The sequence below is a fragment of the Aneurinibacillus sp. XH2 genome, assembly GCF_001439585.2.
In the GTDB taxonomy this organism is placed as follows: Bacteria; Bacillota; Bacilli; order Aneurinibacillales; family Aneurinibacillaceae; genus Aneurinibacillus; species Aneurinibacillus thermoaerophilus.
This window is the reverse complement of sequence record NZ_CP014140.1, coordinates 568,377-595,333: the sequence shown is the minus strand read 5'-3', so window position 1 is coordinate 595,333 and position 26,957 is coordinate 568,377. Positions and strand designations below refer to the sequence as shown.

The following is a 26,957-nucleotide window of genomic DNA, read 5'->3' as shown; positions in this document are numbered from 1 at the left end:
TAGTATGTGGATAAACTATAAACGAAATAGGTATATAAACAACCTTTTACTTAAACAACGGGCTATGGAGACCCTCTATTTCCAATTCAAAAGAAAGCTTCATGCAAAAATGTCTTCCTATTTCTTTATCCTATCCTGTAAAGGCTTTCAGGGAATAGCAATTATAACAGCATTCCAACTTTTTGCCTTCACTGTTTTTAGGATCTAAAAACGATACGCGTACTTTACGCCCTTTAAACAATTGGATAGAATTGCTACAATTATTATGGAATTCCGTATACTTAGCACGGTTTCGCTTCCCGCTCTCGGCAGCATAAGATTTGACGCCTCTGCTCTTTTTTGAGAAAGTTGATGACAGCAAGTCTCTGTTTGAGGGACAAACTGTTAACAATACGGAACTTTCCAATGCCAGACTAAGCATGATTGAAGATAAAGGAGCCGAAAATTGCAAACCTAAAAAATTACATGAAGTGGAGTAGAAAAGATGGCGACCATTCGCAAAACTTTTTTCTGGATTTTGATTCTTGCTATCGCAGTGTTTCTGATTCCTTATGCGCTACCATTCATCCTCGCGCTATTCACCGCGATTTTTCTAGAACCAATTGTTAAGTTTTTTATGCGTTCGCTAAACGCAAATCGACTGATTGCCGTTACACTGACGTTTCTGTTGTTTTTTGCGATATTCGGACTGGGTGGATACCGTCTGGGCTCCATCCTTGTGGTACAAACCGTAGAATTGGCGGGGAAACTTCCTGAGCTCTCCTCTAAAGTGATGGAATTTCTGGAGCATTATATGTGGAAATGGGAAGCATATGCTATCTCCCTTCCGTTTGATACCACTAATACCATTCAGGATGTGATACAGGCGCTAAAAACGTCGGCGACAAATGCCGCAACTGCCATCACAAAAGTGGTGCTGAGCGGCGTGGCTGCCATTCCCGGCTTTTTCATCGTGGCCATTATTTATCTCGTGGCACTGTTTTTAATCAGTCTTGACCTTCCTCGCCTGCACCGCAATTTCTTGAATTTATTTACCGACTCGGCACGAGAAAAAGTCGAGCTGGTGATGAACCAGTTATTCCGCGCAACGGTCGGCTTTTTGCGCGCACAGGTCATTTTAAGCCTGCTCACATACATACTCGCGCTTATCGGATTAATGATTCTGGGCGTAAAATACGCGCTCCTGCTTTCGCTTATTATTGTCATCGTGGATCTTTTGCCGATCCTCGGTACCGGTTCTTTCTTAGTACCATGGGCGATATACAGCTTTGCAGTCGGCAATTCGCGCCTTGCCATCGGCCTGGTTATTCTGTTCGTGGCCATTACGATCATCCGCCGGATCATCGAGCCAAAAGTTCTGGGTTCAAGTTTAGGTATCAGCGCCTTGGCGGCGCTTATCAGCCTATACGTCGGATTCCAACTGCTTGGCTTCATCGGGCTCATCCTCGGCCCCGCCCTCATCATTGTCTTTGAATCGCTGCGCAAAGCCGGGTTCCTTAAGTTTAAAATCGATTTTTAAAAAGCAAAAGCGCCTGCCGGACACAGGCGCCTTTGCTTTCTTTTTATTACTTCTCCGTTTTTTCAAAATAAACAGGATTATACTTCTCGATAATCGGCTTGATTTTTTCAAGATCGATACCTTCGTTGGCCGCCGCTTCTTTATTGATGCCAAGCTTCAATTCTTTCGGGAAACCGACAGGCAAATCGCCCGCTTTGGCTTCACCTTTCAATACTTTCACCGCCATCAAACCCGTTTGGTAACCAAGGTCTTTATAATCGGCGCCGAAGCCGGCAAATCCGCCATTGCGCACGGAATCCATTTCACCGGTAAATAGCGGAATTTTATGCTTCTCGGCTACCTGGACAATCGTTTTTAACGCGGCGACCGCCGTATTGTCTTTCGGCACATAAATAACGTCCGCTTTGCCAACCAGCGATTCTGCCGCCTGTTTTACTTCCGTCGTATTGCTCGCATTTACTTCCACAGCCTGCATTCCATTTTTCGTTAGCGCTTTTTTTGCATTCTCCACGTTTACAACGGAGTTAGCCTCGCCAGAATTATAAATAATGCCTACTTTTTTAGCATCCGGCTTCAGTTCCTTAATAAGTTGGATAAGTTTATGAATCGTCTCGGGATGAGTATCGGAATAGCCAGTTATGTTTTTGCCCGGCTTCTCCAAACTATCCACCAATTTGGCGCTTAGCGGATCAGTAATGGCCGTGAAAAATACCGGGATGTCCGTGCCCTGCGTCGCTTTGACCATTGCCTGTGCGCTCGGTGTAGAAATCGCCAGAATAGCATCTTTTTTATCGGCCGCAAACTTCTGCGCAATGGAGGCTACGGTGCTCGGATCGCCCTGCGCGGATTGATAATCAATGTCCGCATCCGCAAACCCGTTTTCTTTCAATGCTTTAATGAATCCTTCCCGCGCCGCATCCAGCGCCGGATGCTCAATCACCTGGGTAATCCCAATTTTGACCTTTTCTTTTGCCGGGCTGGCTGTCTCTCCACCGGATTCAGACTGCTGCTTATCCGACGACGCCGGTGCGCCACACGCGGCCAATGCGAAACATACAAGTAGCATCCATACTCCCAGCGCGTGTACTCTCTGTTTCATACCTAGGCTCCCCCTTTTTGATTTTTTTATATTTTTAGATAATTTATTATACACTAACTCTGTATTACTTTAAAATACGAAAATCTTGCCTGGATTTAAAATGTTATTCGGGTCAAGTGCACGCTTTACCGCATACATAACATCCAGCGCATTTCCGTGCTCCATTCGCTGATATTTCGCCTTGCCAAGTCCTACGCCGTGCTCGCCTGTGCAGGTACCACCGCGACTTAGTGCATAGCGCACAATCTCGGCGTTAACCGCTTCCGCCTGCTGCATTTCCTCTGGTTGATCCGGATCTATCATTAGCAAGGAATGAAAATTTCCGTCGCCTACATGGCCGACAATACCGCCTACCATCCCTGTTTTCTCCAGCAACCCGCGCGCGTGTTCAATCGCGCCCGCCAGTTCGGATAGGGGCAGACATACATCCGTTGTTATCGCCTTTTTACCCGGATATCCATGAAGAAACGCATATGCGAGATGATGACGCGCTTCCCAGAGCGCCGCCTGCCTGAGCGAATCCGTCTCAAACACAAAGCCCCCGCACCCATTTTCCTCCGCCAATTCTCTTGCAAACGCCAGATCGTGTTTCAATCCAGCCTCATTACCATGAAATTCAAAGAAAAGCGTCGCGCATTCCGGATAGTCGGTTCCTTTGTACATGTTCACCTGCCGCACCGATTGTCCGTCCACTAACTCCATACGCGCCACAGGAATCGCCGCTCCCATGATGGCGCACGCTGTCCTCACCGCGTCGCCGACGGTTGGAAAACTGGCCCTCGCCGTCACCGACATTTCCGGAATACCATATAGACGAAGCGTAATCTCTGTGAATACGCCCAACGTTCCTTCAGAACCAACAAACAGCCCATTCAAATGGTAACCGGAAGACGATTTAGCAGCCATGCTACCGGTACGTATCATTGTGCCATCAGCCAGCACTACTTCCATATCGCGCACTTGATCTCTCATAATACCGTATCGTACCGCTGTTGTTCCGCTTGCGTTGGTAGCGGCCATGCCGCCGATCGTCGCATCCGCCCCCGGGTCAACAGAAAAGAACAGCCCGTATTTCTTCAGTTCCTTATTTAACTGCATCCTAGTTACCCCCGGTTGTACGCGAACGAGAAAATCTTGTGGCCGTACTTCAACAATCTTATTCATCATTTGAAAACTAAGCGAAATCCCACCCTGCTGTGGAATAACCTGCCCTTCTAATCCCGAACCGATCCCGAACGGCACGACCGGTACCCGGTTCTCATTGGCCCATTTCAAAATGCGGCTTACTTCTTCTGTCGTCTTCGGAAAAATCACCGCGTCAGGCAACTTGGGCGTATGATAGGATTCATCCTTGCTATGCTGCGCGAGCATCGTCGGATTGGCAGTGACTCTCTCCGGCTCTACTATCTCTTTTAACGCTTCTACAATATTCACTTCATTCTCTCCTTTTTTCTAGTTTACGCCATCTGCATCCAGGCTCTCTCGTTGCGCCATGTCACATCAACTTTCGTGCCAAAGAAACGGGATAAGTTTTCAGACGTCATCAAACTTTCGGTTCTGCCCGCTCCATATACTTGTCCTTCTTTCAATAACAGCACATGCTGGAACACCGGAACAATTTCTTCGATATGATGAGAAACATAAATCATCGTTGGTCCCCCCGGTCGGCTGCCCATTTCCTGTACCCGATCCAATAATTGCTCACGCGCAAAAATATCCAGTCCCGTGGCAGGTTCATCAAGAATCAACAGAGCCGGAGATGCCATCAGCGCCCGCGCGATTAACACGCGCTGCTTCTCCCCTTGAGATAAACTCTCGTACACGCGTTTCTCCATACCACGGCACCCCATCTGTTCGAGCAAATGATACGCCTTCTCATAGTCTTCTTCTTGTGGCTTTTCATATAAAAGCCCCATAGAAGCTACTTTACCACTCAATACGATATTTTCTACCGTTTCGTTTTTATATAACTTTTCCTGCATAGAAGAGCTGACCCAGCCAATCAACTGACGAAGTTTACGCAAATCGTATTCACCGAACTTTTTGCCGAGCACGCGAATCTCGCCTTTAGTCGGCCACATGTAGCCGTTGATAATGTTCAGCAAAGAAGTCTTTCCGGAACCGTTTAATCCCATGATGACCCAGTGCTCTCCAGGTTTTACCGACCATGTAATATCTCTCAATATGTATTTATTTTCCCGCTTCCAACTCACATTTTTAATCTCGATAACCATTTCTTGTCTCCTTTCTGTATACATCACTTTTGCTTTTTTGGATCTTCTTTTGTGTCACTTATCATCATCTCATCATCTATTATAACTAAACAATAGCCCCAAATGGTGAGAATTGTCGGAATTCAAATGCACATTTTATTTCACGGTAAAACATGATATGCTAAGGCAAAAATAGAAAAAAAAGGGGGGGAGACGTGTGTCTGACCAACCAGACCAACCAGCACGGCTGAAGTGTTCTGTCTGCGGATTTTCACTGCAATGGTGGCTCGGCAAGTGGAAATGTATAAATTGCGGACAATGGAATGGCTGTTGAGGAAACCCAGCCAGCAAGCCCGCAGGTCTGTGGAAAGAAGAATCATAAAAAGGAGCGTACCCCATATGAAACAAATCATCAAATGGTTCTTAAATGGACTGCTTATCGTGGCGCCAATCGGCGTGACGCTTTATCTTCTAGTTTATCTTTTCAAATTGGTAGACAGCCTGGGGAAGCGGATTCTGCTTTCCATGAATTTGCCTTCGATTACCGGATTAGGAATTATTATTACGCTTGTCCTTATTGTGCTTATCGGATGTTTAAGCCAGCTCTGGTTAAGCCGTAAGCTACTTGCATGGACAGAACGATTGATCACGCGTTTTCCAGGGCTGAAGACAATATACAGCATGGTTAAAGATACAATAGAATCTCTCATCGGGGAAAAACGTTCTTTTTCGCAGGTTGTGCTCATCACACACGAAGACGGCGGAAAGCGAATCGGATTCCTTACCGCCGAAAACGTAACTGCTTTTCATTTACATACATCTTATGTGGCGGTATATGTGCCGCACGCCCTCCAAATAAGCGGCGAACTCCGACTCTACCCGCGCGATCGAATCGAATGTATAGATACTTCGGTGGAAGAAGCCATGCGCTTCTGCCTAACTGCCGGCGTCACTGCAAAAAAAGAGGGAGGAAAGCTTCGCGATTAAACCCGCGCACCTTTTCTTCCTTTTTCTTTTTGGTCAGTGTGTTTCAATACTCTGCTCTGCCGTAGGGCCTTTTCGTTCTTTGTCCGTGCTGCTGAAGCTGTTGACCGCCAGATTGACAGCGATAAACAAGATAATAACAAGCCAGAACCACCAACGTCTCCAAAAAGGCTTCACCACCGAATGTCACCTCTCACGAAAAATTCAATCATCTATAGCCTAACAAATTTTTTAGAAAAAACAAAATAGAAGTAAACTCCTGTTCAATGATAAAAAATGTAAGACTCTTCACCTATCCTCCTTTTCAAGAAAACACTACGTAAAACCGTTTTATGTTACTGCGAAAAAAGGTAATGTAAAAATAAAAACACATATTATAAAAGGGGGAAAAATGTTATGTCTCGTGTGGATCGTATAGAAAGAAAAGTATCCGCAAGAACATCTATCAGCCTTAGCTTGTTTTTTTGCTCTTTGGTTTTATCACTTGTCTCATTTTTTTCTTCTTTTACCTCATATATTAAGCTGCTGGTGATTTTGCAATGGCTCACCACGCTCACCGGACTAACGCTGGCCGCGACAACGGTCAGACCCGCCAAAAAACATCTGGCGCATAATTCGTTTTTCCTACAACTATCAATTACGACCATTATGCTTGGGTGCTTCGACCTTCTCTGGATTAGCTTTATGTCCTATATCCTGTCTATTCTGAGATGAGAAGAAAAAACTCGCGGGCAAACACCTCGCGAGCTTTTCCTCTCCACTAAAACAAATTCCCCTTAACAGGAGGAAATTTCAGTCTATTAACAAATATACCTCTTCCTCAGCAGAGGGTTATTTTTTTCCTATCATCAACCAAACATATCGGTTCAACTGCCGAGCAGAAAAACGTAAACCTACATCTTCAAAAGCTTCCTTTACCGTGGATAACAACGGATAATATTCTGTTTGCAAATCATTCAATAACGTAAGCGCTCCTTGACTTCTTACTCGTTCATGAATAGCGTCTCTAGCCTCTTCATCCGCATATGCCGTATCCGCAAATACAATCATACCTTTCTCTGTCAAGCGATCGGCTAGTTCTTGGATCGCCCGCGCTTTTTGAGCATCCGTCAAATGATGGAACGCATATGTACTGACAATACCATCTACCTTTCCGATCTCTTCCGGAATGGAAAGAAAATGGCCGTCAGCAACGGTAAAATGCGGCAGCTTTCGCGCTGCAATCCTTCGCATATCCGGCGAAGGATCTACTCCATACACATCCCACTCTTTTTCGAGAAGATGTGCCGTTAAATTCCCTGTTCCGACTCCGATTTCCAGTACGCGACTTCCAGCCGGAAGGTTAAGTTCCTCGACCACTGTCCGCAAAATCTGCTCATATCCTTGAAAGACCTCAGCATATTCATCCTTTTTTTCAAATACCGTTTTGTCATACTGATCTGCCCATTGTTCAAACACATGGTTGAACTGTACTTCACACTCTTTCATCGCTTCCGACTCCCTTTTTTAATTTACTATATGCTTCATTAAGCAAAAAGTCAATTATTCCAATTAATTTAATCTATTTAATTCATCATTTTTAAATAAGGAAGAGCCTGTTTAGCTAAAACTTCCCTATTTCTTTTCCCTTTCCTTAACACATGCCCTCTTAGCCGATATCCCTATCTTTCTGTTCCCACATACCCATTCATGTATGTTCTCCCAGTACCGCTGTAATTTAAAACGTATATATCGCTTTAAATCAATAAAGCAACATATATTTTCCTTCTGAAGTGCAAGCAGGAAAAATTACCGATGTGCTAATCGCATAATATCACTTCGATGCGGAATTTTAAGACTAGGAATCACCAAAATTAACCTCAGGAGGCGATACATATGCAAAAAACTCAAGTAGCACCGGAAGCTCCTTTCATCACAAGAGCCCAAAAAAGCGACAATACGAATCAGCCGGTTGCTCCGCAAGCCAGAGCGGCGCTGGAACAGATGAAGCATGAAATCGTCGCCAAGCTTGGTATCACGCTTGGACCAGATGCTACTGCCCGCCAAAATGGCTACGTCGGTGGAGAAATTACCAAGCGTCTTGTGCGGATAGCGGAGCAACAGCTTAGCAAGGGCATCCATTAAACGTTCACATAAGTGAAAGTTACGCGATTCTTTGCTTGGAGCCGGATCTCATCTCTTCGCTAAAATAAAGAAGCGTTCTCACTTTGTTGGAGTAACATACGAAGGCACACTATTGGCACACAAGCACAAAAAAAGACTGTCCTTTTGGACAGTCTTCATCTTTTGCAACCCCAGTAACATCGAGGGTTTCAAATTGATGCCCCCACGCGGAATCGAACCACGAACTGACCATTACGAGTGGCCTGTTATACCGTTTAACTATAGGGGCAAATTCACTTTCTTCTATGCATGCAACCTTTATTGGCTGAGCATATCAACAAAGCTTTATTAAATTATCAACACAAATCATTTTATAAAAAAGGCATCCAGCAGTCAAGCATTTTTTATCAAAATTAGCAGTAAAGGAAGCAAACAGAAAAAGGGCAACCACCCGGTTGCCTTTTTCATGTTTGCTTTTTTTGATTAAACGGCTACGGTTCCGTTGTTCAGTACTTCATTTACATCCACATACGTATAACCAAGCGCTTCAGCTACCGCTTTGTATGTTACTTTGCCGTCCACCACATTAATGCCGCGAGCAAGGGCGCGGTTTTCCAATGCCGCTTTCACATATCCTTTATCCGCGATTTGCAGCGCATACGGTACCGTTACGTTAGTCAGCGCCATCGTGGAAGTTCGTGCTACAGCACCAGGCATATTCGCTACTGCGTAATGTACCACTCCATGCTTTACATATGTCGGATCGCTGTGTGTTGTCACACGATCGATGGTTTCGATAGACCCACCTTGGTCGATCGCTACGTCAACGATTACAGATCCCGGTTCCATCGCTTTCACCATGTCTTCCGTTACCAGACGCGGAGCGCGTGCGCCCGGAATAAGAACCGCGCCAATAAGCAAGTCCGCTTCTTTTACCGCTTTTGCAATATTATAACGGTTGGACATTAACGTCTGCACACGCCCCTGGAAAATTTCATCCAGATAACGCAGACGATCCGCATTAATGTCTAGCAATGTTACTTTCGCACCCATACCAAGGGCAATTTTCGCCGCATTCGTGCCTACAGTACCGCCGCCAACAATCGTTACGCGTCCGGCCTCCACACCTGGTACACCTGCCAGCAGTACGCCTTTGCCACCGTGGGATTTCTCTAGGAATTGCGCCCCAATTTGCACAGCCATACGTCCGGCCACTTCGCTCATCGGCGTCAGCAAAGGCAGCGCGCCATTATCCAGTTGAATGGTTTCGTATGCAATTGCCGTTACTTTCTTTTCAACCAGCGCCTTGGTCAGCTCCGGCTCCGGGGCAAGGTGTAAATAAGTGAAAAGTACAAGGCCTTCGCGGAAATACGGATACTCTTCCGGCAGCGGCTCCTTTACTTTCATAACCATGTCAGCGGCCCACGCTTCTTTAGCGGTCGCAACAATTTTCGCACCTTCTTTTACATATTCCTCGTCTGTGAAACCGCTACCAAGACCGGCATTCTTTTCAATTAGCACTTCATGTCCCGCGTGCACAAACGCTGCCACCCCGGCAGGAGTAATAGCTACCCTGTTCTCGTTATTTTTTATCTCTTTTGGTACGCCAATAATCATGTTGATAAACCTCCTCTTTATTGGTAAAAAAACGGCTACCTATGCTTTTAGGCTATGTGTTCGTGCATGTTTATCTGTTTCTTTCATTTTATGCTTTTTTTATGAATTTTTCTTTGTCTTAAAGCTTAAAATCATTCGTTTTTATTTGTGGATTTCCACAAATGATTTTTCATTAACGTGAATCCCCTTATTTATAGACTATCCAGCTATCAAAAAAGAATCCCTCAAAATTGAAGGATTCTTTTTAGGGATTATACTTTCTAAGCTTTACATCAAGAAATAGCATAATATGATCGTTTGGATCGTCTAAGTCAATGCCGCCCACCTCACCAATCCGTTTCAGCCGGTATCCGAGCGTGTTAGGATGAATGTGCAATTGGTTAGCCGTCTGATTTACTTTCCCTGAATTATCAAGAAACGCTTCCAATGTCTCCAGAAGATTGCTCTGATTTTCCTGATCGTATTTAAGCAGACGCTCCAGCTTCGGGTTTCGGTACTTCATCTCCCGGTTCCACTGCTTTAGCTTGGGAAACAAACGGTATATACCGAGTTCATGATATCCTTCCACCGCCTCTAACTCGTCGGGTAAGGCTTTTTTTATCTGCATCACTTCAAGCGCCTGCTGATAGCTAATCCATATTTCTCCCGGGTCTTTCACCGGCTCGCCATAAGCTGCGATCATATTTTCGCCACCGAAACGGCGCGTTAATCTTTTTCGCAGTTGATGAATAAATGCTTTGCTTGCGTTTTCCGCCTGATCCTGCTCCCATTCGTCCAATCCGGCCAATACAATTAACTGGCGGCCATCAAATGTCCATAGCGGCAAATAGCGGAATGAAAAAAAATCCCTCAGATTAGCAAGCAAATATGCCAGTTCTTTTTGCACATCGCTCCATACTTCATCCGAACAACGCGCTTCCCATACGAGCACAACAAGAACAGAAGGAAGAGTAAGCCGAAGCTGGGCCGCCATTTTTTCGATATCGACCGCTTCGCCGCTATTCGCGCCACGCGAAAGCAGTTGCCAGAAAAATTGGTTTCGTTTCTCTTCCTGCTTGGCGTGTCGATCCTTCCTATGCAACAGGCGGGGCAAAGCGAGACGAGCCGCCCTCTTCAGCACAGCAAAGTCTTTTTCTTCAAGCGGACGTACCGCTTCCTGCACCCAGATATACCCGAATACTTCATGACCGCGCCGGATAGAAATAGCTACTCGGTTATCAAGCCCCACTTCCCGGACGGCTGGCACACGTACCGGCTCATCACTATGCATTAACGCCTGAATAATGCCGTCTTTCCAAAAACGAATCAGCACTTCTTCCGGCACTTTACGTTTCATAATGGTTTGAATGCGCACCGGATCTATGGCGCCTCCGTGCGTACTGTATGCGACCACATGATGATTCATGTCTTCGATCGTAATCGGATTGCCAACACGTTCCGTAATCATATCGGCCAGTTCCATTAAATCCGAAAATTCTTCAAACGGCTCCATCCTTTTCCCCCTTCTCCCTATTTATCATCATAAAACATATGTGTACATAAGAAAACACACAGGCATGCTGCTTGTCCTTTTTCTGCTCAGAAGAAAGTACATATCGTTTTATTATGGTAAAGAAATGTATGATCCTTAATATTTTCTGCAACCGTCAAATGCCCCGTTCCGTTTTTCTGAAGAAATGCGCAAAAAAACCTCCTATCGCCTGATAAGAGGTTTTTGCTTTTAATCCTCAAGCAAATTGTTAATATCTTTGACAATCTGTTCGTTATCCATACTGCTACCCATTTTGTAAATGGCACGAATGTTCTTATTGCCATCAAGCAGAAACAATTCATTGGAATGTACAAAGATGCCATTGCCCTGATCTTCGGCGAATATTTTAAAACCATCAAGCACCCGTTTAGTCTGCTCCGGCGTTCCACGCAGAAACAACCAGCCGTCAGGCTTAATGTTCCGTATCGCCGTATACTGTTGCAAAACTTGTTCTGTATCCCGCTTCGGATCGAACGTAATTGTCATCAACAATACTTTATCCTGGAGGACTCCCTGTTCCTTCAGCTTTTGCTGCACCCGAATTAAATTAAAGTTCGTTGCCTGACACACATCCGGACAATGAGTATAGTGGAAAGAAACAAGGCGCACTTTGCCATCGGAATCACGCAATGAGACCCGATTTCCATACATGTCTGACATGGTGAAGGAAGGCGCCCGGTCAAGAACCGGGAGTTTGTTTGAACCCCACCATATTTGATAGACAATAATGAGAAGAATCGTCACAACGAGCGCCCCTGTCAGCACGATAAACCAATGGCGCCTCAAAGCTGAAGACATGGCTCCTCAACTCCTTCTCCCCTATCTTACTCTCTGGTCGTCAATTTCGAGAGGTACATGAAGCCAAAGAATAAGGCGATCGGAAACAACATATATCCTAACGCGTACAAAATCATGCCCATGTGAATCCCCCTCCCGTCATTACTTGCCAAACTGTGATAGCTTGATACCGCACCACTCGGCAAACTGGCCAATCTCGATTAAATCACACTGGATGAAAACGAAAAGTCCCATAATTACCGTATACATCCAGACAGCTGTCGCACCCGGAATAAAACGGTTCAAAGACTTTTCCTGGTTCCGCATCTTGAAGTAAAACGCACGGAGATAGAGCACGATGCAGATAAGAACAAGGATTTCCATTATCGATTGCACAATCAAATGCGCCGTCCAAGCTGCCGGACCAAGCGCCCGGTAGCTCTGGATGAGGGACCAGTCAATTACGCAGTAGCCGATCGCTGCAATTGTCGCAAGAGCATAAAGGATAAACGCTACCCCATCCTTGCGATTTTTGTAGCTAATACCTGCAACAAGCGTCAACACTCCCAATGCCAACAGCAGAAGAACGTTATAATTAACAAGATCCTGTACGCCTGTCGGCAACGTAATATTAAAAACGTCCGGCGACCACCCTCGAAGGTATACATTCGATACAATAAATACGGCGAACATGAACGTAAAGGAAATCAACCCGAGCCATATACCTAACAGGCCATTATCTTTTATGCCCTTTTTTGGTATCTGCTCTTCCTGAGAATGCACAGCCATGCTCATACCTCCTTCACCCCGCTTAGTAAAGTGGAATTACACGCGGTCAATCAAAATAAATACCGTAAACATTACCAAATACACCAGCGAGTAAATAAACGATTTACGAGCGAATTTAATATCATCCTTTGTAAAAAATCCCATCATATTTACGATAACATAGCCGATGCCAAGCACAGTCATACCAATCAGATAAACCATACCGACCTCGCCCAGCGCATAAAGCATAACGGAGACGAGCACAAGAAAAGCTGTATAACGAAGAATATAGCGTTTTGTCACCGCGAACCCGTGGACAGCCGGCAGCATTTGAAATCCTGCAACGCGATATTCATCGGCACGGCGCATCGCCAAGGCTAAGAAGTGCGGACACTGCCAGATAAATAGAATTCCGAACAACATCCAGGCTGTCAGGTCAATCATACCGGAGATCGCCGCATAGCCCATCATCGGAGGCATCGCTCCGGACACGCTGCCTATGAGCGTATTTAATGTCGTTGTGCGCTTTGTCCACATCGTGTACACCACAACATAGAAAAATAGGCCCACAAGACCGAGCACAGCGGTCAACGTATTAACCAGCAACAGAACAATTGAACCGAGAATGCCGAAAATAATGCCCATCATAAGAACGGATTGCGGATTCAAACGCCCATCCGGCAGCGCCCTCTTTTTCGTGCGCTCCATAAACTGGTCAAGATCGCGGTCAATAAAATTATTTAAACATGTTCCAGACATAATGATAAGCGCCGAGCCTAGCATGGCCATTAGCATTGTACCTAAAGGCAGAGGGCCATCAGCAGCAAGCCAAACCCCCACAAAAAAAGTCATTAAATTTGAAACGACAATGCCGGGCTTCGTCACCGATACATAATCGCGCCATTCACCTTTTACTCCAGACGTAACGCTTGATTCGATGGAGCGATTCGCCGGATTTTCACATACGTTTTTTTCAGAAATAGGGGTACCCATTTCAAAACCTCCCTGAATATAGTCACGTTAGCCAATAACTAGGACAAATTTTTTACTGCCACGTTACCGCGAACAACACTTTCTTTTTGATTGTCGCGATCAAGCAGATCGACGCCCAATTTGGCCTGAACCATCATAAATACGCATGAAGCCATCATCAATACACCAAGTGCCAGATGAATGACATCGGAGATAACCGCTAATTTCATCGCCATCGTCAAATATCCAGCGGCTACCTGCAACACAAGTAATGCGGCCAGAACCAGCGCCTGTCCGGTCAAGGCTTTCCGCAAACGCGCATGAAAGAACAACCAGACGGTTATGATAACTACAAGCGCTGTAGCAAATACATGCACATACATAAGAGCAGCGGCAATTTGCGGTGTGGAGATCACCTCATTAAGCAGTGTGACTTCGCCTTTTACCCAGACGGCTCCAGCGTCGCTGTGCTTAATAAACGCGCCCAGCACAAACTCGGCGTACACGGCAATCGTTGCTATCAGGGTTGGTTTGAACAGGGATTGAATTTGCTTGTTCTGATGAAATGCGCCCTGCTTTCTGCGATGATGTGCCAGCGTCACACCTGTAAGAGCGACAAACGTCGCGAACAGGAGCGTGGCGACGCTCGTATCCATCGTCGTGAAGCCGGGCGGCAGTTTTTCTAAGACATTAATGCCGCCCAACACAGCAGCCATCATCAGCAGCACGAAAGAAAGAATGACCAGTTTCATCGCAATGGGGCTTTCCTTCCGTTTGCGCCACCCTGCGTACAAATTTGCAAGCACTAAGAGCCCCACACCAGTGGATAGCATGCGATGCGTATATTCTATGATGATTTTCCCCTCTAACGGCGGGATAATGTGTCCGTTGCACAACGGCCAGTCGGAACACGCCAGCCCGGCGTCGAATCCTACAACAAGAGCTCCAGCAATTAGCAGCAGGAAGATGGCGATTGTCGTTACGAAAGGTAAGCGATATCCCATTGTTACATCCCTCTTCTCCTACGCTCCAAACGATTTCTTGGACGTATATTTTTCCTCCACTTCACCAAATTCATACGGCGCAGCGGTTACATAAGGCATTTCAATAAAGTTGTGTTCCGGTGGCGGCGAAGATACCGTCCACTCGAGTGTTTGTGCCCCCCACGGATTGGCGGGAGCTTTTGCTCCAATTCTAAGAGATACAATAATTGTAACCACCATCATAATTGCTGCTATACCAATAAGATACGAACCGAATGTCGCTATTTGGTTGGCCACCTGCATTCCGGCTGCCGGGTCATACTGGAAAACACGACGCGGCATACCCATCATGCCGATATAGTGCATCGGGAAAAATGTCAGGTTTGTGCCGATAAAATAGAGCCAGAATACAGTTTTACCAAGCTTCTCGTTGTACATACGGCCGGTTATCTTCGGGAACCAGTAGAAGATACCGCCGAGCACCGCCATCATACTTCCTCCAAACAATACGTAATGGAAATGAGCCACAACAAAATATGAGTCGTGCATGTGTATATCAATCGGTACCGCTGCGAGGTAAATACCGCTCAGTCCGCCGATAGTGAACAGTCCCATGAAGCCAAGGGTCACAAATAGCATCGGCGTAGTGAATACGTTCGATCCCCGCCACAATGTTGCAAGCCAGTTGAAAATTTTAATTGCTGACGGAACCGCGATAATCATCGAAGTTACCATGAATGGCACCCCGGTTGCCAGCGGCATGCCGGCTACAAACATGTGGTGCGCCCAAACCAAAAAGCCGAGGAATCCGATCGCAATGGAAGAGTAGGCGATCGCATGATAACCGAAAATCGGCTTGCGCGCAAATACTGGAATAATCTCCGATACGATTCCCATCGCCGGAAGTACCATAATGTACACGGCCGGATGGGAGTAGAACCAGAATAGGTGCTGATACAGCATCGGATCACCTCCGGCCGCCGCATCGTAGAAATGCGTGCCGAAATGGCGGTCAAACAACAGCGTCGTGATAGCCCCAGCAAGCGCAGGCGTACCAAACAGCTGAATAAATGCCGTAACGAGCGAAGACCATACATACAAAGGCAGACGGTTAAATGTCATGCCCGGTGCCCGCATATTAAACACTGTAACAATAATGTTTATCGCACCAAGAATAGAGGAAAGCCCTAAAATATGGACACCCGTTACCCAGATATCAAGCCCCAGTCCTGGAGATTCGATACTATATGGCGGATACGCGGTCCAACCGATATCTGGCATTCCGAAATAAAAACTGCTGAGGAAAACCACGCCACCTAGCACATAGAGCCAGAAGGCCAGGTTGTTCATCCGCGGAAACGCCATATCGTGCGCACCTACCATAATCGGTATCAGGTAGTTACCAAACGCAGCTGTAAGCATCGGAATCATAAACAAAAAAATCATGATAGAGCCGTGCATGGTGAACATCTGGTTGAATGTATCAGCCTGCGGCACCACATCCGGCATCCCGGGCGTCAATAGCTCTGTCCGGATAACGAGAGCGGCTGCTCCCCCGAGGAAGAAGAAAAGTAAGCCCACAACGCCGTACATAATTCCGATTTTCTTATGGTCAACAGTAAGCAACCAATCTCTGACAAACGACGGTTTTCTCGCTGCGGCAGTGGCAGTAGCACCCATACGATTCACTCCTCCCTATTTCAAGGTTTTAATGTATTCAGCAATTGCCTTCGCTTCTTCTTCTGTTACCTGCTGCGACGGCATTGGTGCAGAATAACCTTGCGGAGTTTTCGCTGCAGGGTTCATAATAGATTCGATGATATATTTCTCATCATATTTTACCGTGCTTCCGTCAGACAGCTTTATGTCTTTACCAAACATACCGCCCCATCCCGGGCCGACAAGCTTCGTTTGGTCAACAGCATGACAGCTTAAACAGCCTTTCTGCTCAGCCAGCGCTTTGCCTTCGCCGCCCGAGCCGCCTGCGGAGCCACCGCCGGCTTTACCGCCGGATTGCACAAACTTATTAAATTCATCGGCACTTACCACATGAAGTTTTGCAAGCATCATTGAGTGCATTGTTCCGCAATACTCGGCGCATACGATAGGGTATTCGCCTTTTTCCGTTGGACCAGACCAGAACTGAGTTTGGCGTCCAGGTACCGCGTCCTGCTTTATCCGCATCGCCGGAATCCAAAAGCTGTGCAAAATATCTCCGGATGTAATCTTGAATAGGACGTTTTTATCTTCCGGAATGACGAGATTGTTTGTCGTCTTGAACCCTTCCGGGTACTCAAAGTCCCATCTCCATTTGTAACCGGTGACATTAATGGTGTATACATCTTTCGGTGGAGTCTGAATTGCGTAAGTCATCTTAGAACTAAACACGCCAATAGCAACAAGAATCAACGCTGGAACCAAAGTCCAAATGATTTCCATTTTCGTGTTCCCGTGCAACGCAACTCCCTGTTTGTCCGGTCGTTTCCTTCGGTAACGAACAAGGAAGATGAACAAAAGCATTTCAACCAGGACAAAGATGAAGACGGCAATAGATGTGATAAACCAGAACAAGGAATCTACCTGCTTTGCCATGTCATTAATGGCCGGGGGAAACAACCAACTGAAGTCCACACAATACACTCCTTTCTTTACTATCATTTGCCCTTCATACAAATGAAATTTTTAGTATCAGAAAAGGCGTTCACATGGTAAATACCATCTAAATCGTATCAAGTTTTGACCCGTTTGTATAGTGTTTTGAGAATATGCGGAGCTCGGTAAATTTATGTATGAAAGCAGGGAAAAACCTTGATAGAAGTGAAAAAAGTAAAGACGTGGTTTTGTCTTTACTTTTACCCAAATTTCATATATTTGACACATTTTTCAGCAGTTTGATAATTTTATTTTACGACAACGACGAATGAGTTCCAAACCGTCAATATTCTTGCGTTTTGGGTCTGATCACCGCTACTATTTCACAATGGTAATAAACTCATAAAGAATTCTTGCCGTCAGCCCCCATATGATTCTCCCGTCATATTGATAAAAAAATTCAGGCAGACGACTGCTGCGCCATTTGTAGTTTTTACCCTGGGGAATAAGTTCAAAAGGAAAATTTTCCTCCGGTTTTACCGCCAGGTGAATATAGTGTACATCCGGTTCTTTTTCCAAGAAGAAATCAAGTGGAACATAGAATATTTCTTCTACTTCATTCTTATTCGGCGAAATTTTCCGATAGTCATGAATTTTACCGATAAATGAATAAATGGACGAAGAATACGGGGGAATGAGAATACCAAGCGTCTCAATAACCTGGATATCTTCTCGCACAAGCCCCAGCTCTTCGCATGTCTCCCGAACAGCGGCATCTTGTTCGCTTACATCGCCATCCTCAATTTTTCCGCCCGGAAAGCAAATCTCCCCGGGCTGGCGTTTTAGCGTTCGGGCGCGAACTTCGAATAGTACGTGCAGCTTTCCATCTTTTTCGACCAGCGGAATCATCACCGCCGCGCGCATCAGCGGAGCGAAACCAAATAGATTAAATGAACGCTGGCTTATCCGGCTCTGAATTTGTTCGATCATCCGCGTTTCCACCACTCCTTCCATACTTTCATAAGATAACAGTTTTGTTGATTTCTATATGGGCGTCCCATAATATTTTCGCAAGGTACTCGTATGGGGTACGCGCAATTTCAGTATAGCTTCTGCGAGTGTATAAATGATACGCATTCGGAAACTCGTTCCTGAGCTGGGAGCGCAATTTCCTTCCGGAAGAGTCTTCGTCTACAAAAATGTAGATGTCGGCATCGCCCGCCTGGTGATAGATATCCTCCAATTTCTTGCTGCTTAACGTGCCGTGTGTACAAATAATTTCCACAGGTTCTGCGATGATTTTCTCCAGACGTTTCTTATCCGTCTTCCCTTCCACGATAATAACCTTATTTACGATCAATGCTCATCACCTCGCAGCGATTATGCCGGCTTATTTTGTTTTTCACTCTATACCTTTATTATATGGCTATTTCGTCCGTTAGTAAAAACGAAAGCTTTCTCCACCCATTTCGGAAATTCCTTCCATTTATCACGTGAATATGGTTCTCTTCTTCTCCTTTGTCTATAGATTCTGTGTTTCGCGAAACCTCATGCTTTGAAAAATTGCTCCCTGTGTACTAAGCTAAAGATACAGATCTTTGCCAGAGTTACAGACTGTATTCTATACACAGAAAGGATGAATAAAAAATGAATCAGTCATACCGCACTTATCTGGAAAAAAACAGGGATGCACATCTGAGCGAATTAAGGGAATTCTTAAGCATACCAAGCATTAGCGCGCTGTCGGCCCACAAATCTGATATCAAACGAACCGCCGAATGGCTTGTTAATGCATTGCAGGCGGCGGGGCTTGAAAACGTGCAAATAATTTCGACCGAAGGCAATCCGATCGTATATGCCGACTGGATGCATGCCGAAAACGATGTCACCGCACTTATTTACGGCCATTATGATGTACAGCCAGTTGATCCGCTTGAATTATGGCAGACACCGCCATTCGAACCGGACATCCGGGACGGAAAGATTTACGCACGGGGAGCTACCGATGATAAAGGTCAGGTATTTATGCACATTAAAGCAGTGGAAGCGCTGCTAAAAACGGAAGGAAAGCTACCGGTCAATGTTAAATTCTGCATTGAAGGAGAGGAAGAAGTCGGCAGCCCAAATTTGGAACCGTTTGTGGAAAAACATAAGGACATGCTTGCGGCGGATGTACTTGTCATCTCCGATACCCCTATGCTGGAGAAAGGCAAACCGGCGATTTGCTACGGATTGCGCGGCTTATGCGCCATGCAAATTGATGTAAAAGGCGCGAATGGTGACCTGCACTCCGGTATATATGGTGGCGGTATAGCCAATCCGCTTCACGCACTGTCCGAAATTCTCGCTTCGTTCCATGATAAAAACGGCAAAGTTGCTATCGAAGGATTCTATGATAAAGTAAAACCTCTAACGAAAGAAGAGAGACAGGCGTTTCGCGATTTGAAGTACGATGAGGAAGCGCTCAAAAAGGAACTGGGCGTAAACGAGCTATATGGTGAGGAGGGATTCAATTTTCTTGAGCGAACATGGGCGCGCCCAACGCTCGAGATCAACGGTATGTATGGCGGCTTTCAGGGCGAAGGTATTAAAACGGTGCTCCCGTCCGAGGCACACGCCAAAATCTCCTGCCGACTGGTGGCGGATCAAGATCCAGCAGAAATCCAAGACTTAATTGAACGGCACGTACATAAACATACGCCGCCGGGCGTGCAAGTTTCGCTCACCCGAATGGATAGCGGCCGTCCGTTCCAGATGCCATATAATCATCCTGTTATTCAGGCGGCAATGCGCGCCTATGAAAAAGCGTACAACGCCACACCCGCTCTAACCCGAATGGGCGGTTCCATCCCAATTGTTGAAGGGTTCAGCCGACTTCTCAACATTCCGGTTGTACTGATGGGCTTCGGATTGCCCGGTGAGAATTTCCATGCACCAAACGAACACTTCCATCTGGAGAATTTCGACAAGGGCATGATCACCATCTGCGAATACTGGGGCGAGCTTTCGCAAATAAAACAATAAGAAAAAAGGGGCTGGCTCATGATTTTTGAGCCAGCCTCTTTCGGTAATATGATTTAGAGGAAGTATATATCGCTTTTCCACTTTATAGCAACATATCTTTTCTGAATCTTTATGATCATTATTTTGCCCGCACGCGCGACAAGCCCATGGCTTCTTCCACCTTGTTAAGCGTCTCGTCGGCTACGCGCTTCGCTTTTTCCGCGCCTTCATCCAGCACGCGATCCAATTCCGGGGAGTCGATTAACTCCGCATAGCGGGCCTGAATCGGCCGCAGCGTTTCAACTACGACTTCGGCAAGATCCGTTTTGAATGCTCCATACCCCTTGCCTTTATATAACGCTTCGATTTCCTCCATCGTCTTGCCAGAACATGCCGAATAAATCGTCATCAAGTTGGAAATGGCCGGTTTATTGGCTTTATCAAAATGCACGCTATTATCGGAGTCGGTTTGCGCCCGTTTAATTTTCTTAACAATGGCACTTTCATCGTCCAGCATCGAAATAAATGCGTTTTGATTCGGGTCGGATTTACTCATTTTTCTGGTCGCATCCTGCAACGACATAATTCTAGCCCCAAATTCCGGAACCCGAATGTCAGGGATTTTAAATAATTCACCGTAACGCTGATTAAAACGTTCGGCCAAATCTCTGGTGAGTTCGATATGCTGTTTCTGATCCTCGCCGACAGGGACGAAATCCGTGCGATAAAGCAAAATGTCGGCAGCCATCAGCGGCGGGTACGCCAGCAATCCTCCGGGGATCGCTTCACCGCGGTCACGCGCTTTATCTTTATATTGTGTCATCCGTTCTAATTCACCCACATATGCGGTACACTGCATAATCCATCCCAGCTTCGCATGGGCAGGCACTTCCGACTGGATAAATAGCGTTACTTTCTCCGGCTCCAATCCGACGGCAAGATATAGCGCGGCAAGAGTCCGAATGTTTTTCCGTAATTGTTCAGGGTCCTGCGGCACGGTAATTGCATGCTGGTTAACGATACAAAAATAACAATTGTAGTCATGCTGAAGTTCAACGAATTGGCGCATGGCGCCAAGGTAATTTCCGAGCGTAATGACGCCGCTCGGCTGAATCCCGGAAAAGATGGTTTGCATCTTTACCACTCCTTTACAACATTTTATAAATAAAAAAGGCCCATCCGTCCGCTAAAGGGACGAATAGACCGTGGTGCCACCCTTATTATTTCGACATTTGTCGAAATCACTCATACCCGTACGACAGTTCAAGCTGTGATACGGTGTCCATTGTATCGTACGGACATACGCCAAAGCCTACTTGAGCCGTTCGTTCGGTTTGGTGCTCGGAAGTCCATTCAGCATTCGTCCGGCGCTGATTCACACCACCCATCAGCTCTCTGCAACCCTTCGATATGCCTACTCTTCTTCCTCATCGCATTTGCATATTAATTTTCTTCATTATTTTACACTTCACTGAACTATATGTAAAGACTCCGTATCCGTTTAATCCGTGCCTGTTCCAATCAATCTGTACATGCGTATATAAATAAATCATATTTGAAGTCACATTTTTGCGTGAGTGGTTTCAATTCCTCATAGGTAAGCTATAAACCCATTTTACATGAAAACATACATAGGGAAAACCCTTGCGGCATAACACTTTTTTCAGCTTTCACAACAAAGCACAAAAACACGCTATATTATATGTCATTATTTACATAATATCGCCAACCTCAATGTTTCTGCGTATTTAAACCAAAACAAAATGTCGTCGATCCCCTACCATTTTTGCAAGATTAGAGGTCGACGACATAGACGATGACAGTGATTCATTTGAACACTCTCACCACTTAAAAGCTTACGATTTTTGAAGCGGGGAATAAATCCAAAATAGGCGTTTAGTTTTGTCGTGAGCGTGAGAGAATACATTTTGTTCCACTAATTATTACGACGAATAACGGAAGAAAAAAATAAGTATAACCATTAAAAAACCAATTGTTTATAAATGGACCAAGTGGGGTAATTCTGCTAACCCTTGTATTAGGATAATACGGATTTCCTAACTCAACTCGTTTTTCCTAAACATAGCAATACTCACCAATCATTGCACAGACAAGAGCAAACAGAGAAAACAAAGTGTAAATTACGATCTTATTTTTACTATTTTTACTAAAAAATAGGAAAAAGTAGTATACAGTAGAATGGAGAAGTAAACATACAAGGGAACTGTAGGTATCATAAATAGCAAGGCAGGATTACCATTTCCACCAGTCATATGCGGTTCAAATGTAGAAATATTAATTATATAAAAGAATCCACCTATTATAATTCCCAGAATAAGTAAAATCATGATTTGTTTTTTCTTCATCAAAAACAACTCCTCCTACATCCTGTCTTCCTTCCAACGATCAAATCGATAAACTCCTCCACCTCCGCTTTGCTTAGAGGTGAGGCTTCTAAAAATTTTAAAAGTCAAACAATTCTCTCAGTAGAGCGATATATTTTTCTTATTTTTTTCGTGATAGACTAAGTTAATAAGCTCATCACTTAAAGTGCATATCGTCTGGATTTTATGTGAGGGTAGAGGGACAAAACCGATTTTACGTAAATCTTGTTGCAAAGATTCGGGCAGTTCATAAAAATAGTCTTCAAACCAATCGTTTTCGGACGTTTCTGCATATAGACAAAACGCTTCCCCATAACATTGCCATAACAAACTCATATATTCTTTTGACTCTAACAAACGGGCTGCTTTTTTTTCGTATAATAGGTCTTGAATAGGAGAGAGCCCGAACTCAAACGAAAATCCCTGTTTTCGCAAATAACTCCGAAAACGCTTTAAAATAGCGGGAATCTCTGACCATTGTCCATTCAAAGTAAAAGGACAAGCAGTTTTAAATGCCGCAAAATGGCGCTCTAATTTTTGAATAGAAGGAATGAGATCAATGAGATCATTGGTTGAAAGTGAGCCTTGCGTCAAAAATAAATATAAAAAAGCTGCTTCTGTCCATGCTCCCAGCGCGGCATGCGTAGCAGAATACATATTGCCTTGATTCATACAGTGTAGAGCCCAATTTTTTCTTTCCTCTACAATGCCCAAAACTTGTTCGCTTATTCGTTTTGTCCCTTTTGCGGAAGAAAAATACTGTATCGCCCAATTCTTAATTTTTTTAAACTCCCCATCACTATCGTAAATAATGCAAATTTCTTGTAAAAACCTGTAATCCCACGGATTGTCTATGATATTTTTTTGTTTCGGGAATTCGCTGCAATGTTCAATTTCTAATTGGATAATTTCATCTTTGTACATAACATTTTTTGCGTCGGTCAACGAAATATCATCCGTATAAATAACAAGGTCCAAATCGCTGTATTGATCCGCTTCCCCTCTGCCCGTTGAGCCGCCTACACTAGCATACACCACATTGAATGGTACTTCGCTTACAAATTCTTGCGCCAAACGAATGAGTTGCTGACTTCGGCTGGTCAATTTTATTCCTCCTCATATAAAAGATAGCTACATAAAGTCTTTTTAGTTTATGACTTATATACATCGTCTTTGATGTTTCGACATTTGGATGGTGGGAGAAGGATAGGAAGAGGAGAGAGAGGAAGCGTTGATGGGCCCTGCCCACAGTCCAGAAGAAAGGGAATGGCAAACATCTGCCCTTATTCTTTTACACAGGGGGCTTCTCCTTTCTTTTCTCTGGATGTTCTTTCCTCTTCCTTCCAACTACACAAGGATGTCCATGTATCAAGTGTGATTTATATAGAGTAAAATTCGCAGATATGTCCCCCATCAATAACAAAAAAGTCTATCCCGCTATTATTTTAAGGGGATAGACCTACATTTTCTATTTTATTGTCCGAAAAAATTTTTTATTGAGCTTTATTTTTACGCCAGAAATGCTTTTCCCACTTGCTTTTGCATTGCGGAGTCGCAAAAGGAAGGATGTATTGCTCCACCAATTCCTTTATGGCCCTCTCTGAGATTAGGTTATAGTAGCAAAAGTAATATCGCTTATTATGGATCGTTTGAACCGCCAAATCGGGAAATATGATCCCGCCGAGCCGTCCTTGATTCCAGCCGAATGAGACTTCATTGATTTCCGATATCGGCACCTTCTTCTTACGGTCCATCAGGTATCCATCGCGGACTTCGATCAGAACCGGATTTTTTCTCCTTATAATCATCAGAATCCTCAAAAGTATACCGCCAAAGAGAAGAAAGGCCATAATCCCGATAATGAGCCCGATCAGTCCTTTAATAATGCCAAGCTCAGGAAGAAAATAAAAGATAAGGAGACTTACAGCAACCATAATTCCCGGCAAGACGGTCATGCAACCGGCATCCATATTGGTGTACACAACCTGAACCCCATGGTCTGTCTTCTTTAAATATTTCATAATAGAAAACTCCTCTGCTACGTGTAAATTCCTAGATGTCACTATACCGACTTCAATGCTGCGGTAACGGCATGGCTTGTTTTTTTCATGAGGACGGCCAAACTGGACAGATTACACTTCCTGACTTCATACCGCCCTTTCTCCGGTCTGGTTATGATCCAAGTATCCCTCTCTCCGTTCACTACGAAGATAATATCCAACAATACCGGCTCTCGATTCTTGTCATACTCCAAAAACAGAATATTGTCCATCATCCCTTTATTCTTTACCATATCACTCGCAAATGCCTGGATGTTTTCAGTGTCTCCCCCCATGGTTCGGACATAATCGGCTACACGATCCGAATTTTCATCGATGAGTGTTAGCATCGATTCGAATTCCGATTGGTTTAATGGCAGCACAACCCCTTCATCCTTCCCTTGGATTGATACCCCCAAATAGCTGCCGATGGTGGCATAGGATTCTTCCGGAGAAATCGTACGAAAAACATGCACCTGTCCTTCATAGCGGAGCGAATGCTCGTACGTTCCTTCCTCAGAGAAATGTACAGACATTGTATCCTGATATCCATCATCCAAGAACTTGGAAGCTTTCAATGTAAACGATGAACCGTTTAAGCAGGAAATAATACGGGCAATTTCCTTTTTCAGGGTAAAGCGCCGCTGTTCATATATAAGGTAATCTTTGGACAGGAGAGAGCGGCAGGCAGCCTGAAAGATAAGGTTCATCTGTTCATCCGACAAATCCTGGAAATAGACTTGCTTCAGTCCCAATCCCTGTTCAAACAGTCCCTCACTGTAAAAGCAATAGATAAGTTCTTCAACGCTCAATGTTACTGTCATGTGCTATCCCTCCTTATGTGAAAGAGAATTTTTTAGAGAAGAATTCTCCCGCATTTTTCAGCAATTGGTCGGCTGTATCCTTTACTTCCTTGAATCCCGCCTTGATGCCTTCTTCCGCTTTCTTCATTCCTTTTCCGACCGCTCTCAGGCCGTCCCCGACCTTTTCAATGCCGGCATGTATCTCATCTTTTAAATGGAGCGCCGCTTCGTCTACCCAGGCCGGTGTATGCTTCGCGATTTTATCGCCGACTATACTGCCGATAAATCCGCCGGCAGCGGCGCCGACAACAGTTCCCACACCCGGTAGGATCATAGAACCAATCGCGCCTCCAATAACACCACCGACCCCTGCGGTAGCCGTTTTTACTCCCGTATTATATACGGCCCGACCCACTGCTTTTGCGTTCTCACGTTTTAATACCGCTTCGTTGTTTCCATATTCTTTGTAATTATTCAGGATGTTCATGCCCAATCCGATTGATTCCTCAACCCCTGACGCTATGAAGGCGGTCACAAAGTTGGTTTTCAAAAACCCTTTGCTTGCTTTGAGCAAATCGCCGGCATGGCTTTTCACCGCACCGAATGCACCTTTGAACGTATCGGCATTTCTGGCTGCCTCCCGTAATCTAGCCAAACCGCTATCGAACGAAGCAACATGGCCTGGGAAGAAACCCACTCCGGCCCTGTACATAACTTGTCTGAGTGGCTTATCCATATATCGCACAAGGTATTTCGGCCCAAGCAGATATCTGGCCACCGTGCGCAACTTCGAGTTATCGATAGCCCTCGTCAAGTGTGCATACCTAGAAAGATAGCGAACCCGCCATGCCCCATTTGCGAACTCAAACCTCGTCAGACCGGTTAGAGCAAAAGCAACGCCAAAGAGCGAATGCCCGGCCGCTTGTAACACCCCATTCCAATAGCCGTGCAATTCAAACAAGTTTCCAATGACATTATCCTCCTCCTCGAGGCGGTCAACGGTGGAGCGAATGTAAATCTCGTTCTCAGAGAGCTGATTTATCAGACGCTCGCCTGACCCTTTCGTAAAATCATTTGCGACTACGCCTGTTATGCAATTTATATAGCGCGGGTCCCCGTACGATATATCGGACAATAACTGTTGCATCTGTTCGTTCAATTCATTGGTGAGATTCTCCAGGACAGAAATTTCCCGGACAAAATCGTCTGCCATCGTGCGCCCTTTATTTATATCCATTGAAATCTCGTTTGCCATTGCACTGCTCCTTTCTTTTGCAAACTACAGATTATCCCTTTTGTTGCTGTTTCGCCAATTCCTTTTTGAGCTCTTCAATCCGGACTGCGGCCTTTTCCAATTCATCACTTGTGATTTGCAAGTCCCGTACATAACGCTGAAATGCCTGGATCGTCTCCTGGTAATCAGAATTAAATCGTTCCCTTCGCTTGCCTTTCCACTCCGCTCCGTTCCACTCGACTGTACCTTTTATTCTTCCTTGAATTTCCATAACCTGATTAGCGGCCTGACGATAACGATTGGCTAATGCCAATACTCGGTGAGAGTCCATTGTTA

Annotated in this window: 27 protein-coding genes, 1 tRNA gene and 1 other annotated feature; of the genes, 5 read left to right on the top strand and 23 right to left on the bottom strand. The window is 45.1% G+C overall.

The window, feature by feature from the left end:
• Positions 1-484 precede the first annotated feature (484 nt).
• Complete coding sequence (ytvI, locus tag ACH33_RS02850) at positions 485-1,519, top strand: sporulation integral membrane protein YtvI (RefSeq protein ID WP_057897651.1); 1,035 nt, start codon at positions 485-487, stop codon at positions 1,517-1,519.
• A gap of 46 nt (positions 1,520-1,565) precedes the next feature.
• Here ytvI and ACH33_RS02845 read toward each other — a convergent pair whose 3' ends face one another.
• The 3 genes from ACH33_RS02845 to ACH33_RS02835 form a co-directional block, all read right to left on the bottom strand.
• On the bottom strand, positions 1,566-2,618 hold the full coding sequence (locus ACH33_RS02845; RefSeq protein ID WP_057897650.1) for an ABC transporter substrate-binding protein: 1,053 nt from the start codon (positions 2,616-2,618) through the stop codon (positions 1,566-1,568).
• Positions 2,619-2,687: 69 nt separating this feature from the next.
• Positions 2,688-4,052: an FAD-binding oxidoreductase gene (locus ACH33_RS02840; protein WP_057897649.1), complete on the bottom strand. Its 1,365-nt coding sequence runs from the start codon at positions 4,050-4,052 to the stop codon at positions 2,688-2,690.
• 23 nt (positions 4,053-4,075) lie between these two features.
• On the bottom strand, positions 4,076-4,852 hold the full coding sequence (locus ACH33_RS02835) for an ABC transporter ATP-binding protein (RefSeq protein ID WP_057897648.1): 777 nt from the start codon (positions 4,850-4,852) through the stop codon (positions 4,076-4,078).
• 378 nt (positions 4,853-5,230) lie between these two features.
• Here ACH33_RS02835 and ACH33_RS02830 point away from each other — a divergent pair, with 378 nt between their 5' ends.
• Entirely contained in the window at positions 5,231-5,818 is a 588-nt protein-coding gene (locus ACH33_RS02830) for a DUF502 domain-containing protein (protein WP_057897647.1), read from the top strand.
• Between the two features lie 33 nt (positions 5,819-5,851).
• On the opposite strand, the gene ACH33_RS19030 is transcribed toward ACH33_RS02830, so the two are convergent.
• Positions 5,852-5,992 carry a hypothetical protein gene (locus ACH33_RS19030; protein WP_156423992.1) on the bottom strand — a complete coding sequence of 47 codons (141 nt, stop codon included), beginning with the start codon at positions 5,990-5,992 and terminating at the stop codon, positions 5,852-5,854.
• A 219-nt stretch (positions 5,993-6,211) separates the two neighbouring features.
• Between ACH33_RS19030 and ACH33_RS19025 the strand changes: the two genes are divergently transcribed.
• A complete protein-coding gene (locus tag ACH33_RS19025; protein WP_139184973.1) occupies positions 6,212-6,529 on the top strand; it encodes a hypothetical protein in 318 nt (105 codons plus the stop codon).
• Between the two features lie 117 nt (positions 6,530-6,646).
• On the opposite strand, the gene ACH33_RS02825 is transcribed toward ACH33_RS19025, so the two are convergent.
• Positions 6,647-7,303, bottom strand: a complete 657-nt coding sequence (locus tag ACH33_RS02825) for a class I SAM-dependent methyltransferase (RefSeq protein ID WP_057897646.1) — start codon at positions 7,301-7,303, stop codon at positions 6,647-6,649.
• A 423-nt stretch (positions 7,304-7,726) separates the two neighbouring features.
• On the opposite strand from ACH33_RS02825, the gene ACH33_RS20310 reads away from it, so the two are divergent.
• A complete protein-coding gene (locus tag ACH33_RS20310; RefSeq protein WP_408863351.1) occupies positions 7,727-7,939 on the top strand; it encodes an alpha/beta-type small acid-soluble spore protein in 213 nt (70 codons plus the stop codon).
• Positions 7,940-8,136: 197 nt separating this feature from the next.
• Here the strand turns inward: ACH33_RS20310 and ACH33_RS02815 are convergent.
• The 11 genes from ACH33_RS02815 to ACH33_RS02765 form a co-directional block, all read right to left on the bottom strand.
• Positions 8,137-8,207, bottom strand: a tRNA-Thr gene (locus tag ACH33_RS02815).
• A 194-nt stretch (positions 8,208-8,401) separates the two neighbouring features.
• Positions 8,402-9,535 carry an alanine dehydrogenase gene (ald, locus tag ACH33_RS02810; protein ID WP_057897644.1) on the bottom strand — a complete coding sequence of 378 codons (1,134 nt, stop codon included), beginning with the start codon at positions 9,533-9,535 and terminating at the stop codon, positions 8,402-8,404.
• Positions 9,536-9,779: 244 nt separating this feature from the next.
• Positions 9,780-11,027, bottom strand: coding sequence for a PucR family transcriptional regulator (locus tag ACH33_RS02805; RefSeq protein WP_057897643.1), 1,248 nt, complete (start codon positions 11,025-11,027; stop codon positions 9,780-9,782).
• Positions 11,028-11,255: 228 nt separating this feature from the next.
• Positions 11,256-11,864, bottom strand: a complete 609-nt coding sequence (locus tag ACH33_RS02800) for an SCO family protein (protein ID WP_057897642.1) — start codon at positions 11,862-11,864, stop codon at positions 11,256-11,258.
• A gap of 141 nt (positions 11,865-12,005) precedes the next feature.
• Positions 12,006-12,632, bottom strand: a complete 627-nt coding sequence (locus ACH33_RS02795) for a hypothetical protein (RefSeq protein WP_057897641.1) — start codon at positions 12,630-12,632, stop codon at positions 12,006-12,008.
• Positions 12,633-12,668: 36 nt separating this feature from the next.
• Positions 12,669-13,604, bottom strand: a complete 936-nt coding sequence (gene cyoE, locus ACH33_RS02790; protein WP_057897640.1) for a heme o synthase — start codon at positions 13,602-13,604, stop codon at positions 12,669-12,671.
• A gap of 38 nt (positions 13,605-13,642) precedes the next feature.
• Positions 13,643-14,587, bottom strand: coding sequence for a COX15/CtaA family protein (locus ACH33_RS02785; protein WP_057897639.1), 945 nt, complete (start codon positions 14,585-14,587; stop codon positions 13,643-13,645).
• 18 nt (positions 14,588-14,605) lie between these two features.
• Positions 14,606-16,246, bottom strand: coding sequence for a cytochrome c oxidase subunit I (gene ctaD, locus ACH33_RS02780; RefSeq protein ID WP_057897638.1), 1,641 nt, complete (start codon positions 16,244-16,246; stop codon positions 14,606-14,608).
• Positions 16,247-16,261: 15 nt separating this feature from the next.
• Positions 16,262-17,197 (bottom strand): cytochrome c oxidase subunit II, encoded by a 936-nt coding sequence (coxB, locus tag ACH33_RS02775; RefSeq protein ID WP_057897637.1) that lies wholly within the window; start codon positions 17,195-17,197, stop codon positions 16,262-16,264.
• A 339-nt stretch (positions 17,198-17,536) separates the two neighbouring features.
• A complete protein-coding gene (locus ACH33_RS02770) occupies positions 17,537-18,172 on the bottom strand; it encodes an NUDIX hydrolase (protein ID WP_082705859.1) in 636 nt (211 codons plus the stop codon).
• 4 nt (positions 18,173-18,176) lie between these two features.
• Entirely contained in the window at positions 18,177-18,518 is a 342-nt protein-coding gene (locus ACH33_RS02765) for a toprim domain-containing protein (protein ID WP_057897635.1), read from the bottom strand.
• 287 nt (positions 18,519-18,805) lie between these two features.
• On the opposite strand from ACH33_RS02765, the gene ACH33_RS02760 reads away from it, so the two are divergent.
• Positions 18,806-20,182 (top strand): dipeptidase, encoded by a 1,377-nt coding sequence (locus ACH33_RS02760; RefSeq protein WP_057897634.1) that lies wholly within the window; start codon positions 18,806-18,808, stop codon positions 20,180-20,182.
• Positions 20,183-20,300: 118 nt separating this feature from the next.
• Here the strand turns inward: ACH33_RS02760 and trpS are convergent, their stop codons facing one another.
• The 7 genes from trpS to ACH33_RS02725 all read right to left on the bottom strand — a co-directional run bounded on the left by trpS (position 20,301) and on the right by ACH33_RS02725 (position 26,952).
• Complete coding sequence (gene trpS, locus ACH33_RS02755; protein ID WP_057897633.1) at positions 20,301-21,296, bottom strand: tryptophan--tRNA ligase; 996 nt, start codon at positions 21,294-21,296, stop codon at positions 20,301-20,303.
• A 52-nt stretch (positions 21,297-21,348) separates the two neighbouring features.
• Positions 21,349-21,601 (bottom strand) — a binding site (T-box leader).
• Between the two features lie 701 nt (positions 21,602-22,302).
• On the bottom strand, positions 22,303-22,530 hold the full coding sequence (locus ACH33_RS02750) for a hypothetical protein (RefSeq protein ID WP_156423991.1): 228 nt from the start codon (positions 22,528-22,530) through the stop codon (positions 22,303-22,305).
• 114 nt (positions 22,531-22,644) lie between these two features.
• Complete coding sequence (locus ACH33_RS02745) at positions 22,645-23,619, bottom strand: nucleotidyltransferase domain-containing protein (RefSeq protein ID WP_162264990.1); 975 nt, start codon at positions 23,617-23,619, stop codon at positions 22,645-22,647.
• Between the two features lie 419 nt (positions 23,620-24,038).
• On the bottom strand, positions 24,039-24,566 hold the full coding sequence (locus ACH33_RS02740) for a DUF5381 family protein (protein ID WP_057897630.1): 528 nt from the start codon (positions 24,564-24,566) through the stop codon (positions 24,039-24,041).
• Between the two features lie 41 nt (positions 24,567-24,607).
• Positions 24,608-25,408 carry a hypothetical protein gene (locus ACH33_RS02735; protein WP_057897629.1) on the bottom strand — a complete coding sequence of 267 codons (801 nt, stop codon included), beginning with the start codon at positions 25,406-25,408 and terminating at the stop codon, positions 24,608-24,610.
• Between the two features lie 13 nt (positions 25,409-25,421).
• Complete coding sequence (locus ACH33_RS02730) at positions 25,422-26,642, bottom strand: glycine zipper domain-containing protein (RefSeq protein ID WP_057897628.1); 1,221 nt, start codon at positions 26,640-26,642, stop codon at positions 25,422-25,424.
• Between the two features lie 31 nt (positions 26,643-26,673).
• Entirely contained in the window at positions 26,674-26,952 is a 279-nt protein-coding gene (locus ACH33_RS02725) for a WXG100 family type VII secretion target (protein WP_057897627.1), read from the bottom strand.
• Positions 26,953-26,957: the final 5 nt, after the last annotated feature.

What these genes read in the sequence shown, in the direction of transcription:
- ACH33_RS02760 (WP_057897634.1), top strand. Translation starts at nt 18,806, where the DNA reads ATGAATCAGTCATACCGCACTTATCTGGAAAAAAACAGGGATGCACAT.
- ACH33_RS02795 (WP_057897641.1), bottom strand. Translation starts at nt 12,632, where the DNA reads ATGGCTGTGCATTCTCAGGAAGAGCAGATACCAAAAAAGGGCATAAAA.
- ACH33_RS02825 (WP_057897646.1), bottom strand. Translation starts at nt 7,303, where the DNA reads ATGAAAGAGTGTGAAGTACAGTTCAACCATGTGTTTGAACAATGGGCA.
- ACH33_RS02770 (WP_082705859.1), bottom strand. Translation starts at nt 18,172, where the DNA reads ATGGAAGGAGTGGTGGAAACGCGGATGATCGAACAAATTCAGAGCCGG.
- ACH33_RS02845 (WP_057897650.1), bottom strand. Translation starts at nt 2,618, where the DNA reads ATGAAACAGAGAGTACACGCGCTGGGAGTATGGATGCTACTTGTATGT.
- ACH33_RS19025 (WP_139184973.1), top strand. Translation starts at nt 6,212, where the DNA reads ATGTCTCGTGTGGATCGTATAGAAAGAAAAGTATCCGCAAGAACATCT.
- ACH33_RS02830 (WP_057897647.1), top strand. Translation starts at nt 5,231, where the DNA reads ATGAAACAAATCATCAAATGGTTCTTAAATGGACTGCTTATCGTGGCG.
- ctaD (WP_057897638.1), bottom strand. Translation starts at nt 16,246, where the DNA reads ATGGGTGCTACTGCCACTGCCGCAGCGAGAAAACCGTCGTTTGTCAGA.
- ytvI (WP_057897651.1), top strand. Translation starts at nt 485, where the DNA reads ATGGCGACCATTCGCAAAACTTTTTTCTGGATTTTGATTCTTGCTATC.
- trpS (WP_057897633.1), bottom strand. Translation starts at nt 21,296, where the DNA reads ATGCAAACCATCTTTTCCGGGATTCAGCCGAGCGGCGTCATTACGCTC.
- ald (WP_057897644.1), bottom strand. Translation starts at nt 9,535, where the DNA reads ATGATTATTGGCGTACCAAAAGAGATAAAAAATAACGAGAACAGGGTA.
- ACH33_RS02785 (WP_057897639.1), bottom strand. Translation starts at nt 14,587, where the DNA reads ATGGGATATCGCTTACCTTTCGTAACGACAATCGCCATCTTCCTGCTG.
- ACH33_RS02730 (WP_057897628.1), bottom strand. Translation starts at nt 26,642, where the DNA reads ATGGCAAACGAGATTTCAATGGATATAAATAAAGGGCGCACGATGGCA.
- ACH33_RS02800 (WP_057897642.1), bottom strand. Translation starts at nt 11,864, where the DNA reads ATGTCTTCAGCTTTGAGGCGCCATTGGTTTATCGTGCTGACAGGGGCG.
- ACH33_RS02835 (WP_057897648.1), bottom strand. Translation starts at nt 4,852, where the DNA reads ATGGTTATCGAGATTAAAAATGTGAGTTGGAAGCGGGAAAATAAATAC.
- ACH33_RS02805 (WP_057897643.1), bottom strand. Translation starts at nt 11,027, where the DNA reads ATGGAGCCGTTTGAAGAATTTTCGGATTTAATGGAACTGGCCGATATG.
- ACH33_RS02740 (WP_057897630.1), bottom strand. Translation starts at nt 24,566, where the DNA reads ATGAAATATTTAAAGAAGACAGACCATGGGGTTCAGGTTGTGTACACC.
- ACH33_RS02735 (WP_057897629.1), bottom strand. Translation starts at nt 25,408, where the DNA reads ATGACAGTAACATTGAGCGTTGAAGAACTTATCTATTGCTTTTACAGT.
- cyoE (WP_057897640.1), bottom strand. Translation starts at nt 13,604, where the DNA reads ATGGGTACCCCTATTTCTGAAAAAAACGTATGTGAAAATCCGGCGAAT.
- ACH33_RS02725 (WP_057897627.1), bottom strand. Translation starts at nt 26,952, where the DNA reads ATGGACTCTCACCGAGTATTGGCATTAGCCAATCGTTATCGTCAGGCC.